The 12,326-nt window shown below is 70.2% G+C and carries 14 protein-coding genes; 7 read left to right on the top strand and 7 right to left on the bottom strand.

Going from position 1 to position 12,326, the window contains the following annotated elements:
• Positions 1-28 precede the first annotated feature (28 nt).
• The 3 genes from ASC56_RS13140 to ASC56_RS13130 all read right to left on the bottom strand — a co-directional run bounded on the left by ASC56_RS13140 (position 29) and on the right by ASC56_RS13130 (position 2,870).
• Complete coding sequence (locus tag ASC56_RS13140; protein ID WP_199835980.1) at positions 29-790, bottom strand: transglycosylase SLT domain-containing protein; 762 nt, start codon at positions 788-790, stop codon at positions 29-31.
• Positions 791-1,086: 296 nt separating this feature from the next.
• Positions 1,087-2,178 carry an S-adenosylmethionine:tRNA ribosyltransferase-isomerase gene (locus ASC56_RS13135; protein ID WP_055491541.1) on the bottom strand — a complete coding sequence of 364 codons (1,092 nt, stop codon included), beginning with the start codon at positions 2,176-2,178 and terminating at the stop codon, positions 1,087-1,089.
• A complete protein-coding gene (locus tag ASC56_RS13130; protein WP_055491540.1) occupies positions 2,175-2,870 on the bottom strand; it encodes an SDR family oxidoreductase in 696 nt (231 codons plus the stop codon). The genes ASC56_RS13135 and ASC56_RS13130 overlap by 4 nt, the downstream gene beginning before the upstream one ends.
• Before the next feature lie 187 nt (positions 2,871-3,057).
• On the opposite strand from ASC56_RS13130, the gene ASC56_RS13125 reads away from it, so the two are divergent.
• The 3 genes from ASC56_RS13125 (at position 3,058) to ASC56_RS13115 (ending at position 5,238) form a co-directional block, all read left to right on the top strand.
• Entirely contained in the window at positions 3,058-4,203 is a 1,146-nt protein-coding gene (locus ASC56_RS13125) for a GAF domain-containing sensor histidine kinase (RefSeq protein ID WP_055491539.1), read from the top strand.
• Positions 4,196-4,837, top strand: coding sequence for a response regulator transcription factor (locus ASC56_RS13120; protein WP_055491538.1), 642 nt, complete (start codon positions 4,196-4,198; stop codon positions 4,835-4,837). Before ASC56_RS13125 ends, ASC56_RS13120 begins: the two co-directional genes overlap by 8 nt.
• Positions 4,838-4,992: 155 nt before the next feature.
• Positions 4,993-5,238 carry a chaplin gene (locus ASC56_RS13115; RefSeq protein WP_055491537.1) on the top strand — a complete coding sequence of 82 codons (246 nt, stop codon included), beginning with the start codon at positions 4,993-4,995 and terminating at the stop codon, positions 5,236-5,238.
• A gap of 217 nt (positions 5,239-5,455) precedes the next feature.
• Here ASC56_RS13115 and ASC56_RS13110 read toward each other — a convergent pair whose 3' ends face one another.
• Entirely contained in the window at positions 5,456-6,238 is a 783-nt protein-coding gene (locus ASC56_RS13110; RefSeq protein WP_079102482.1) for a hypothetical protein, read from the bottom strand.
• Between the two features lie 369 nt (positions 6,239-6,607).
• Here ASC56_RS13110 and ASC56_RS13105 point away from each other — a divergent pair, with 369 nt between their 5' ends.
• From ASC56_RS13105 to ASC56_RS13095, 3 genes are all read left to right on the top strand, one after another.
• On the top strand, positions 6,608-7,405 hold the full coding sequence (locus ASC56_RS13105; RefSeq protein ID WP_055491536.1) for an ABC transporter ATP-binding protein: 798 nt from the start codon (positions 6,608-6,610) through the stop codon (positions 7,403-7,405).
• 136 nt (positions 7,406-7,541) lie between these two features.
• Positions 7,542-7,970, top strand: coding sequence for an NfeD family protein (locus ASC56_RS13100; protein ID WP_055491535.1), 429 nt, complete (start codon positions 7,542-7,544; stop codon positions 7,968-7,970).
• 133 nt (positions 7,971-8,103) lie between these two features.
• Positions 8,104-9,069 (top strand): SPFH domain-containing protein, encoded by a 966-nt coding sequence (locus ASC56_RS13095; protein ID WP_055491534.1) that lies wholly within the window; start codon positions 8,104-8,106, stop codon positions 9,067-9,069.
• 129 nt (positions 9,070-9,198) lie between these two features.
• Here ASC56_RS13095 and ASC56_RS13090 read toward each other — a convergent pair whose 3' ends face one another.
• From ASC56_RS13090 to ASC56_RS13080, 3 genes are all read right to left on the bottom strand, one after another.
• Positions 9,199-9,705 (bottom strand): HNH endonuclease, encoded by a 507-nt coding sequence (locus tag ASC56_RS13090; protein WP_055491911.1) that lies wholly within the window; start codon positions 9,703-9,705, stop codon positions 9,199-9,201.
• Positions 9,706-9,870: 165 nt separating this feature from the next.
• The gene (locus ASC56_RS13085; RefSeq protein ID WP_055491533.1) at positions 9,871-10,410 is read right to left on the bottom strand and encodes a YbhB/YbcL family Raf kinase inhibitor-like protein; all 540 of its coding nucleotides are present in this window, start codon (positions 10,408-10,410) and stop codon (positions 9,871-9,873) included.
• A 49-nt stretch (positions 10,411-10,459) separates the two neighbouring features.
• Positions 10,460-11,245 (bottom strand): sporulation protein, encoded by a 786-nt coding sequence (locus ASC56_RS13080; RefSeq protein ID WP_055491532.1) that lies wholly within the window; start codon positions 11,243-11,245, stop codon positions 10,460-10,462.
• Positions 11,246-11,402: 157 nt separating this feature from the next.
• Here ASC56_RS13080 and ASC56_RS13075 point away from each other — a divergent pair, with 157 nt between their 5' ends.
• Positions 11,403-12,044, top strand: coding sequence for a DNA-3-methyladenine glycosylase (locus ASC56_RS13075; RefSeq protein ID WP_055491531.1), 642 nt, complete (start codon positions 11,403-11,405; stop codon positions 12,042-12,044).
• The last annotated feature ends 282 nt before the right edge of the window (positions 12,045-12,326 follow it).

The following is a 12,326-nucleotide window of genomic DNA, read 5'->3' as shown; positions in this document are numbered from 1 at the left end:
TCGGCGTGCGTGAAGAGGCCCGTCCGCCTCAGTAAGCGCTGTTGACGTTGTCGATCGAACCGTACCGGTGGGCCGCGTAGTTGGCGGCAGCGGTGATGTTCGCGACCGGGTCGTAGATGTTCGACGAGGTGCCGGCCACGTGGTACGCGTTGAACGTCGGGTCGATCACCTGGAGCAGGCCCTTGGACGGGATGCCGTTGACGGCGTTGACGTCCCAGTTGTTGATGGCCATCGGGTTGCCCGAGGACTCACGCATGATGTTGCGGTACAGGCCGTTGTACGAACCCGGGATCCCCTTCTGCGCCATGATGTCGAGGGACTGGTGGATCCAGCCGTCGAGGTTGTTGGCGTAGCTGTTGGTGCCGGCCGGCTGCACCTGGGGGCGCTGCGCGGAGCGGCTCGCGGCCTCCTGCACGGTGCGCTGCTGAGCGGCCTTCTGCGCCGCGTCCTGCCGAGCCTTGTCGGCCGCCTGCTGCGCGGCGCGCTGCTTGGCGACGGCCTCGCCGGCGGCCTTCTGCTTCGCGGCGATGGCCTCGGCCTTCAGGGCGGAGGCGGCCAGCTGGTCGGTGACGCTGACCTTGATCTCCTTGACCGGCTGGTTGCCGAGCACCACCGGGACGGAGGCGACGGCGGCCGTGTGGGCCGGGGTCTCCGCCTGGCTCGGGGCGGCGGTGAGCGCGAGGGTGGCGACTCCCAGGGCGGCCGCACCGGCGACGGAGATCTTCTGGGCCTTGGTCAGCGCACGACTGCGATCACGAAGGTTCTTGGGCAGGCGAAAATTCTGGGGCATGGGTGAATGGACCTCTTCGAATTGCACGGAGGTCGCTCTGATGCCGGCGGGACGGGGTTTCCAGCACAAGCGCCGCGGGTTCGAGACCGCGGCGCCGAGCGACGGCAGCAATTCTTAACGGCCGCAAAAACTCCAGGCAAAGGTGTGACGTACTATCCGCGATAGTCCGACCAGGTAGGGCGAAACGGGGCAGATCGACCCGTCTGCCCCGCTCATAAGGAACTTCTTTACCTCCTATCGGGCTTCGTACGTGACCTGCGCCCTATGCGCGGCCTCACATCCAGCCCCCGGCGTTTTCACAAACAGTTGCTGGAGCAATGCTCTGTGTGATGGCCTTCCTGCGGCAGGATGAGATGGGCGTCACCGAACTCGTGCCACAGGTACCGCCCGGCCAGCGCCTCCTCGTAGCCGCGGTCGATCGCCGCTCGCCCCGCGACCGCCTCCAGCATCAGCAGATGCGACGCCTCGGGCTCGTGCAGCCCCGTCAGCAGCCCGTCCACCACTCGCACCCCGCGCTCCGGCGTCACCACCAGATCGGTCCAGCCCTTCCGCGCCCGTACGGCACCGTCGGCGCCCGCGGCCGACTCCACCGCCCGCACGGCCGTCGTGCCCACCGCGACGACCCGGCCGTCTCCGGCTCTGACCGCATTGATCAGCCGCGCCGACGTCTCCGGCACCGCGAACCGCTCCGGATACGGCGGCTCGTGCGCCTCGGCCGACGCCACCCCCGTGTGCAGTGTGATCGGTGCGAACTGCACTCCCCGGCTCACCAGCTCCGCCACCATCCGTGAGGTGAAGGGCCGCGCCGCGCTCGGCATCTCCGCACTGCCCGCGCCGTCGGCGGACGGCAGCGCGAACACCGTCTGGTACACGGACAGCGGCTGGTCCCTGTCGGTGTAGGAGTAACGGATGGGTCGCCCATGCCGGCCCAGCAGCCCCACCACGTCCGGATCCGACGGACGGCCCCACCACAGCCGCTCACTCCGCCGCGACAGCGGCTCCTCCAGGACGAGCCGTCCCCCGCCCGCAAGCCGCACCTCTGTCCCCGCGTGCCCGCCCGCACGCGCGCGCGTGGTGCCCCGTCCGTCCGGATCCCGTAGCTCGACGGCCCACCGTCCGTCGTCCCCGCGCGTGGAGAAGTGCACCACCACGCGCGCGTGCCCGATCCGGCCGTCCACCGCGGCCGCCCGCGTGGGCGACGTGTTGACGACCAGCAGGTCCCCGGCACGCAGCAGCCGCGGCAGCTCGACGAACGCGTGGTGCGACACCTCGGTGCCGCGCGAGACCAGCAGCCGCACGGCGTCCCGGCCAAGCCCCGGCCCGCGCTGCTCGACCGGGACCCGCGCCGACAGCTCCGGCGGAACCTCGATCCGCATCTCGGTGGTCATCGCCCCTCCAGCAGGGACGGCGCACCGTAGCGGCCGCTCGCCGGACGCTCGTCCAGCAACTTGAGGAAGGCGGGCACCACGCTCTGCGGCGCGGGCCGCGGAGCGTCGTCGTCCGGTACGGCCGCCGCATACAGGTCCGTGGCCATGTCCCCGGGGTCGACCGCCCACACCCGAAGCCCGGGTTCCTCCTCGCCTAGCACCGCCGCCAGATGGTCGAGCGCCGCCTTGGACGCGCCGTACCCGCCCCATGTCTCGTACGCCTCGGCCGCCGCGTCCGAACTGACGGTGATCACCGCGCCGGCACCCGACCGCCGCAGCAGCGGCAGCCCCTCCTGGACGAGACCCAGGGCGGCGACCGTGTTCACCTCCAGCGCCCGCCGCAGCCCCTCCAGCGACAGCCCCTCCAGCCGCACCAGCGGCTCGGCGCCCAGCGCGCTCGCGTTGTGCACCAGCAGGTCGAGCCCGCCCAGCTTCCGGGCCGCCGCCACCAGGTCGGCACGATGCGCGGCGTCCGTGACGTCCCCGGGCAGGGCCTCCACACGCGTCCCGTACCCGGACAGGGCCTCGGCCGTCTCCGCCAGGACCCGCTCGGTCCTGGCGTCCAGCACCAGGTCCCAGCCGCGCTCCGCCAGAGCCGCGCCCAGTGCCCGCCCCAGCCCCTTGGAAGCCCCCGTGATGATCGCAACCGGCATGACTACCGTCCCCTCGTCCGTCCGCCGCCGGTGGTCGGCGGTGACCTCAACGTAGGGACGGCACCGGTCCGGCCGCCTCGGACGGGGGCCGCAAAGAGCCGGGACCCTTCGCCCTAGGGCCAGGGGACCAGGCACGGCCGCCACAGGTCGGATACGCCCTGTCACACCTCGCCGGTACGGTGAGGTCATGAGCCATGGACCCCGGTCGGGCCTGTACGCGGTGAGCTCCGCGCTGCTGGCCATGAGCAGGCACCTGGAGGTGCGCGACGTCCTCAAGACGATCGTCGCCTCGGCCCGCGAACTGCTCGACGCCGAGTACGCGGCGCTGGGCGTCCCGGACGACCACGGAGGCTTCGCCCAGTTCGTCGTCGACGGCGTCAGCGACGAACAGTGGAAGGCCATCGGCCCGCTCCCGCGCCAGCACGGCATCCTGGCCGCCATGCTGCACGAGGCGAAGCCCGAGCGGCTCGCCGACGTCCGCCGGGACCCCCGCTTCGAGGGCTGGCCGAGCGCCCACCCCGAGATGTCCGACTTCCTGGGCCTGCCCATCCGCGACGGCGACGAGACCATCGGCGCGCTGTTCCTCGCCAACAAGCGGTGCCCGGAGCCGCACAGCGGCTGCGGCTTCACCGAGGACGACGAGGAACTGCTCTCGATCCTCGCCCAGCACGCCGCGATCGCCCTCACCAACGCCCGGCTGTACGAGCGCAGCCGGGAGCTGACCATCGCCGAGGAGCGCTCCCGGCTGGCCCACGAGCTGCACGACGCGGTCAACCAGAAGCTCTTCTCCCTGCGGCTCACCGCCCAGGCCGCGGCCGCCCTGGTCGACCGGGATCCGGGCCGGGCCAAGGGCGAGCTGCAGCAGGTGGCGGCGCTCGCCGCGGAGGCGGCCGACGAACTGCGCGCCGCCGTCGTCGAGCTGCGCCCCGCGGCCCTGGACGAGGACGGTCTGGTGGCCACGCTGCGCACCCAGGCGCAGGTGCTCGACCGCGCCCACACCGCGCGAGTGACCTTCACCAGCTGTGGCGTCCGCGCGCTCCCGGCCGCCCAGGAGGAGGCACTCCTGCGCGTCGCCCAGGAGGCCCTGCACAACGCTCTGCGACACTCCGGCGCCGAACGGGTCTACGTCACCCTGGAAAGGCGCGGACCGGGCGCCGTCCTGCGCGTGGCGGACGACGGCAGCGGATTCGAACCCGGGGCGATACGCCGCGCGGGGCGCCACCTCGGTCTGGTCTCCATGCGCGACCGGGCGAGCGGGGTCGGCGGCAGCCTGACCGTGGAATCGGCGCCCGGCAAGGGCACCATGATCGAGATGGAGGTCCCTGGTGGCTGACGCAATCAAGGTGCTGCTCGTCGACGACCACCAGGTGGTCCGCCGCGGTCTGCGCACCTTCCTGGAGGTGCAGGACGACATCCAGGTCGTCGGAGAGGCCTCCGACGGCGCGGAGGGCGTCGCCCGTGCCGAGGAGCTGAAGCCCGACGTCGTCCTCATGGACGTCAGGATGCCGGGCATGGACGGTATCGACGCGCTGCGCAAGCTCCGCGAACTCGACAACCCCGCGCGCGTGCTCATCGTCACCAGCTTCACCGAGCAGCGCACGGTGGTTCCCGCCCTGCGCGCGGGCGCCGCCGGTTACGTCTACAAGGACGTGGACCCCGACGCGCTCGCCGGAGCCATCCGCTCGGTGCACGCGGGGCACATCCTGCTCCAGCCGGAGGTCGCGGGCGCGCTGCTGTCCCAGGAGGAGGCCAACCCGGGCCAGGGGAGAGCCGGTTCGCTCACCGAGCGCGAGCGGGAGGTACTGGGCCTGATCGCGGACGGCCGGTCGAACCGGGAGATCGCCCGCGCGCTGGTGCTGTCGGAGAAGACGGTGAAGACCCATGTCTCCAACATCCTGATGAAGCTCGACCTGGCGGACCGCACCCAGGCCGCCCTGTGGGCCGTACGCCACGGGGTGGACGGCTGACGGGATCCGGGCGCCCCGTGGAAGGTTTCGCACCGGGCTGAGATTCATACCGTCGGGTGTATGTCCCTCGTACGGCGCATCCTCGGTCGGACCCAGGCGTTCTCCAAGGCGTGCTGCGGCGCCTGCCGCAGTGATCGTAAGGAGAGGGCTCAGAAGTGAAGAACCTGAAGAAGGCCGTAGCCGTCACGATGGTGGCCGGTGGTCTGGTCGCCGCCAGTGCCGGTCTCGCCTCCGCCACCGAGGGGGCGCACGCCGACGGCAAAGCCGTGGGCTCCCCGGGTGTCGTCTCGGGCAACGTCATCCAGGCCCCGGTCCACGTCCCCGTGAACGCGGTCGGCAACACCGTGAACGTGATCGGCGTCCTGAACCCGGCCTTCGGCAACCTGGGCATCAACCACTGACGCGTCGAGGCCGCACCCTTGACCACACCGGCCTCCCAGGCACTCCTGGGAGGCCGGTCAGTCGTACATGTCAGTCCAGTCCAGGTGTCTCCAGCCCGTCCGGCGTTCGCGGACGAGGCCGTCAGGCCGACAAGACGAGGCCGTCAGCCCGACCAGGACGTCTGGGGGCGCAGCCCCAGGGACGGTGACCTCACCCCCGGGCAACGCGAACCCCCGGTCACCCCATCTCCCGCCGCTCCACCACGGAGTTGTACGCCGCGACCTGCGCCCGCCGAGCCGTCCGCTCCACCGGCCGCAGCGCCTGCGCCCGCGCGGCCATCTCGGAGGCGCTCACCGCACCCCCGTGCCCGTTCTCGTACGCCACCGAGATCAGCAACCCCACCCGCTGCGCCAGCTCCAGCACCCGCGCGGCCCGTGGCGGATACCCCGGAGCGAGCAGCTCCTGCCCCCGCTCGGCCCGCGCCCGGTACGCGTCGATCGCCGCCTCCGCCGCCGGCCCCGACCCGGCCACGTCCAGCCGCGCCAGCATCTCGGTCGCCTCGCGCAGCGCCTCCGCCAGCTCCCGCTCGGCCTCCCCCAGCGACGGCACATCGGCGGGCGGCGCCTCCCGCACGGGCAGACAGTGCCAGACGACCTCGACATGCACATCGCCGTCCGGCCCGGCCTCGTACACCTCCGGCACCAGCCCGAACGCGGCCCCGTGGCAGACCACCGCCTCCTCGGCGTCGATCGCCCGCGCGTTGAACTCCGGCGGACCGCTCAGACCCAGCGGATGTCCCGGCGCCGGCAGCGCGACCCGCAGCCCACTCACCCCGAGCCTGCGCAGCCGCCCCAGCGCGAGCGTGAGACCGACGGGCACTGACTCACCCGGCAGCCCCTCGACCCGGTGCACGGCATCCTCCCCGACAATGGCGGACGCGGCGTCGTCCGGCGAAACAAGTCCGGCCAGCAAGGCGTTCCCCCATGCGGCCAGCCGTCCTGAGCGTGGTTCCGAGAGCATGCCCCCCACCCTAAGAGCTCCGAACAGAATGGGAGTCCGATCAGCTCGCGGCGTCTGGTGCGTGCGATCGCAAGGCGCCGGAAGGTCCTCGTGGCGGAGCGACCAGGGCCTTCCGGCAACGCGGCTGGGGGTCCCCTCTGCTCGAAGAGCTCGGGGAGTGCGTGCCAGGCGCCGCGAGCCGGGCGCCCATTCTGTTCGGAGCTCCAAGGACCGGACCTTCGGAGCTCTGAGGACCGGACCTATGGAATGGACCGGGCGACCGGTGGCGTAGATTTCTTGGGGGGCTGCGCCCACCGGCGTGGCGGACCGCGCCCACAGGCGTACGCGAGAGCCGACACTGGCCACACTGCAAGGGGAGACAACGCGCTCATGAGCGATGTTCTGGAGCTGGAGGACGTATCCGTGGTCCGCGAGGGCCGGGCTCTGGTGGAGGAGGTCTCCTGGTCGGTCAAGGAGGGCGAGCGCTGGGTGATCCTCGGCCCCAACGGCGCCGGCAAGACGACCCTCCTGAACGTCGCCTCCAGCTACCTCTTCCCCACCAAGGGCACCGCCACCATCCTCGGCGAGACCCTCGGCAAGCCCGGCACCGACGTCTTCGAGCTGCGCCCCCGCATCGGCATGGCCGGCATCGCCATGGCGGAGAAGCTCCCCAAGCGCCAGACCGTCCTGCAGACCGTGCTGACCGCCGCGTACGGCATGACGGCCGGCTGGCAGGAGGAGTACGAGGACGTCGACGAGCAGCGCGCCCGTGCCTTCCTCGACCGCCTCGGCATGAACGAGTACCTCGACCGCAGGTTCGGCACCCTCTCCGAGGGCGAGCGCAAGCGCACCCTCATCGCCCGCGCCCTGATGTCCGACCCCGAGCTGCTGCTGCTCGACGAGCCCGCCGCCGGCCTCGACCTCGGTGGCCGCGAGGACCTCGTACGCCGTCTCGGCCGCCTCGCCCGGGACCCGATCGCCCCCTCCATGATCATGGTCACCCACCATGTCGAGGAGATCGCCCCCGGCTTCACCCACGTCCTGATGATCCGCCAGGGCAAAGTGCTCGCCGCGGGCCCGCTGGAGCTGGAGCTGACCTCGCGCAACCTCTCCCTCTGCTTCGGCCTCCCGCTCGTCGTCGAGCAGGTCGGCGAGCGCTGGACGGCCCAGGGACTGCCCCTGTCCTGACGCCGGGACCACCGGGGCCCACGGGGCGCGCCCGCGGGACATCCGTCAACCCGTGCGCCGGCGAAGCCGATAGGGAGTCCCTCGCGTCCGGTCGGCGCCCTGTCCGCGACCGTACCCGCGGTCCTACCATGACCATGTGAACATCGACGCGTGGGTGTGGTGGCTGATCGGCGCGGCAGGGCTCGGCATCGGGCTCGTGATCACCACGCTGCCGGAGCTCGGCATGCTCGCGGCGGGCGCCGTCGCGGCCGCGGTCGTCGGGGGCATGGGCGGTGGCGCCGTCCTCCAGGTCGTGGTCTTCGCGGTCGTCTCGGTCGCGCTCATCGCCGTGGTCCGACCCATCGCCGCCCGGCACGGCGCACAGCGGCCCCGACTCGCCACGGGAATCGATGCGTTGAAGGGCAAGCAGGCCGTCGTCCTGGAACGCGTCGACGGCAACGGCGGCCGGATCAAACTCGCCGGAGAGATCTGGTCGGCGCGCGCCCTCAACACCGAACTCGCCTATGAAGTAGGCCAGGAAGTGGACGTCGTGGACATCGAGGGCGCCACGGCGATCGTCATGTGACCTCGTAGGACGCAACTGGACCGAACAGCCCACGAGGAGTGCGAGGGTCTGTCAGACTCGACCAGCAAGATCTTGAAGCACCATAAGATCTTCCACACGGTTCCAAGGCGGAGAAGGGGTACGGGGAGTCACGATGGGCTCGATCATCATCGTCCTGATCATTCTGGTGGTGTTGGTCTTCATCGCCCTGATCAAGACGATCCAGGTCATTCCACAGGCGAGCGCGGCCATCGTCGAGCGCTTCGGCCGCTACACACGGACGCTGAACGCGGGCCTGAACATCGTGGTCCCGTTCATCGACTCCATCCGCAACCGCATCGACCTGCGCGAACAGGTCGTGCCGTTCCCGCCACAGCCGGTGATCACCCAGGACAACCTGGTCGTCAACATCGACACCGTCATCTACTACCAGGTGACCGACGCACGGGCCGCCACCTACGAGGTCGCCAGCTACATCCAGGCGATCGAGCAGCTCACCGTCACCACGCTCCGCAACATCATCGGCGGCATGGACCTGGAGCGCACCCTGACCTCCCGCGAGGAGATCAACGCGGCGCTGCGCGGCGTCCTCGACGAGGCCACCGGCAAGTGGGGCATCCGCGTCAACCGCGTCGAACTGAAGGCCATCGAGCCGCCCACCTCCATCCAGGACTCGATGGAGAAGCAGATGCGCGCCGACCGTGACAAGCGCGCCGCGATCCTCACGGCCGAAGGTACGCGCCAGGCCGCCATCCTCACCGCCGAGGGTGAGAAGCAGTCCCAGATCCTGCGGGCCGAGGGTGAGGCGAAGGCCGCGGCCCTGCGCGCCGAGGGCGAGGCCCAGGCGATCCGTACGGTCTTCGAGTCCATCCACGCCGGCGACCCCGACCAGAAGCTGCTCTCCTACCAGTACCTCCAGATGCTCCCGAAGATCGCCGAGGGCGACGCCAACAAGCTCTGGATCGTCCCGAGCGAGATCGGCGACGCCCTGAAGGGCCTCTCCGGCGCGATCGGCAACTTCGGCCCGATGGGCGGCGGTTCGGGCAGCAGCGGCTCCGGGTCCTCCGGCACCAACGGCGGCACGAGCACGGAGCGCCGCGAGCGGCCGTCCATCGACTGACAGGACAGCGAGCGTACGACACTGGGGCCCGCCTCCCGAAGGAGGGCAGGCCCCAGTCCCACGTCGGTGCGCGTGGCCTCTGCACGGCCGTACGAGGAGCTCTCCTCTGCACGGCCGTACGAGGAGCTCTTAGGCGGCCGACTGTGCCAGCCACTCCGGCAGCGCCTCGAACTCGTCGTGCCCCAGCGCCAGCAGCATCGCATCCGCGGGCGTCGGCTCGAAGGGCTGCCGCAGCAGCGGCATCCCCGCCTGCTCCGGAGTACGGTTCGCTTTGCGGTGATTGTCCTCGGCGCACGAGGCCACCGTGTTCAGCCAGGAGTCGGCACCACCCTGCGACCGCGGCACCACGTGGTCCACGGTCGTCGCCCGCCGCCCGCAGTACGCGCACCTGTGCCGGTCCCGCACCAGGACACCCCGCCTCGACCACGGAGCTTGTCTTCGGAAGGGCACCCGTACATATCTGCAGAGCCTGATGACCCTGGGCGCCGGTATGTCGACATCGGCGCCCCTCATACGCAGTTCGGGGTGGGCCTGCTCCACGACGGCCTTGGCCTGCAGCACCAGAACGACGGCTCGATTCAGCGTCACCGTCGACAGCGGCTCGAAGCTCGCGTTCAGCACAAGCGTGTCACGCATCCAGCCCACCTCCCGTGTGCACCTGCCCACCCCCTGGCGGGCTTGGATCAACTCTGGACGGGCGCGCCGAGATGGACAACGCAATAAAAACTGCCCGCCTCTGATCAATTCCAAGACCAGAGGCGGGCAAACGTTCGGTGAACGTCAGTCTTCCGAGCGCGTACGTCAGCCCGCGGCCGGGTTCTCGTACTCACCGATGAGCTGGGTGCGCGCCAGCGTGTGGAAGCGCAGATTGAAGCCGACCACCGCGGGAGAGGCGTCCGAGTCCGGACCGAGCTTCTCCCGGTCCACCGCGTACACCGTGAACACATACCGGTGCGGCCCGTCGCCGGGCGGCGGCGCGGCACCGCCGAAGTCCTTCGTCCCGTAGTCGTTGCGCGCGTGGACCGCACCCTCGGGCAGTCCCTCGAACTTCCCGCTGCCCGCACCGGCGGGCAGCTCCGTCACCGAGGCCGGGATGTCGAACAGGACCCAGTGCCAGAACCCGCTGCCCGTCGGGGCGTCCGGGTCGTAGCAGGTCACGGCGAAGCTCTTCGTCTCCGGCGGGAAGCCTTCCCAGCGCAGCTGCGGCGAGGTGTTCCCGGCGGCGTGGACCTGAGCCTCCTTGAGCCTGGCGCCCGGCTCGACGTCCTCGCTCGTGACCGTGAACGACGGCACGGGCGGATGGAAGTCGTGGGGCAGTGGCCGCCTCTTGGACTCGGTCACCTCGGTACCTCCAAGTCAGTGGATCAACTGGTTCCAGTCGCTCCCGAGCCTAGAACCAGCTGCGCTTGCTGCCGACCTCCGACAGCCACTGATGGAGGTATGCGGCCCAGTCCGTGCCCTGGAAGTCGTTCAGACCGACCTGGAAGGCGCGGTAGGAGTCGCTGCCCTCGCTGAACAGACCCGGCTTCTTGTCCATCTCCAGAACCACGTCCATCGCGTGCTCGTCCGCGACGAAGCTCAACTCCACCTGGTTCAGGCCACGGTACTGCGACGGCGGGTAGAACTCGATCTCCTGGTAGAACGGCAGCCGTTGCCGCGTCCCCCGGATGTGACCGCGTTCCATGTCCGCGGTCTTGAAGCGGAAGCCCAGCTGGACGAAGGCGTCCAGGATCGCCTTCTGCGCCGGCAGCGGGTGCACATTGATCGGGTCCAGATCGCCGGAGTCGACGGCACGCGCGATCTCCAGCTCCGTCGTCACGCCGATGTGCATCCCGCGCAGCGCCTGCCCGTCGATCATGGTGACCGGGGTCTCCCAGGGGATGTCGAGCCCGAACGGTACGGCGTGCACGGCCCCCGCCCGGAGCTCGAAGGCACCGCCGAGCCGGACCTTGGAGAACTCGATGTCCTGCTTGTACTCCGTGTCGTCGTGCCCCTCGACCTCGACCTTGGCCTGCAGACCGACGTTCAGGCCCTGGATCGCCTGGTTCACGGACCCGCCCTGGATCCGCACCTCGCCCTGGACGACACCGCCCGGCACGACATTGACCTCGGTCAGTACGGTCTCGACCGAAGCCCCGCCGGCTCCCAGACTGGCGAGCAGCCGCTTGAACCCCATGAATCTTCCTTCCCGGGCGACGCCGTGATGCGCACGTGATGCTGGATGTCCTAGATACGCGAACCGGCCCGTGGCCGGTTCCGCGCCTCACCCTTCCAAGGGGGAGGACTCTTGACCACCCTTTGACACACACCCGTCTGGACTACGCTCGTACGCCATGATCGTGACCCCCGACCGTACGCCGCTCCCCAGGGAGTTCTTCGACCGCCCTGTACTGGAGGTCGCCCCCGATCTGCTGGGGCGCCTCCTCGTCCGTACCACCCCGGACGGTCCGATCGAACTGCGCCTCACGGAGGTCGAGGCGTACGAGGGCCCGGACGACCCCGGCTCCCACGCCTATCGCGGTCGCACAGCCCGCAACGACGTGATGTTCGGTCCGCCCGGCCATGTGTACGTCTACTTCACCTATGGCATGTGGCACTGCATGAATCTGGTGTGCGGTCCGGAAGGACGGGCGAGCGCCGTACTGCTGCGGGCCGGCGAGATCACCGAGGGCGCCGAACTCGCCCGCACACGTCGGCTCTCGGCCCGGAACGACAAGGAACTGGCCAAAGGCCCGGCACGGCTGGCCACGGCGCTGGACGTGGACCGCGCCCTCGACGGCACGGACGCGTGTGCGCTGGGCGAGACGCCGTTGCGTGTCCTGACCGGTGCGGCGGTGCCGTCCGACCAGGTACGCAGCGGCCCGCGCACGGGGGTGGCCGGGGACGGAGGCGTCCACCCGTGGCGCTTCTGGATCGCCCATGATCCGACGGTGAGTCCCTACCGGGCCCACACGCCGAGGCGGCGCCGAACTTGACGCGTCCCTGGAAGGTGCGTAATGTACTCCGAGCCGCTTGAACCGGGTACGGCGTTCTGCCAGCAGCCGGAAGCGGCAAACCCACTATTACGACTCCCTCCCAGAGGGCGATTTCGACGTGTCCGCACGTCCGAATTCGAACTCCCGGAACTCGATTATGAGCTGCGGCGGGAATCGGCTAACGTAGTGAATGTCGAAAGGCCGCGAGGCGAATAGCCCCGGGTCCGAGACGAATCCCGCCGGCCGGGAATCGGATCGAGAAGATCTGATAGAGTCGGAAAC

Source organism: Streptomyces sp. TP-A0356 (assembly GCF_001417775.1).
Classification (GTDB): Bacteria; Actinomycetota; Actinomycetes; order Streptomycetales; family Streptomycetaceae; genus Streptomyces.
This window is presented reverse-complemented; position numbering and strand designations above follow the sequence as displayed.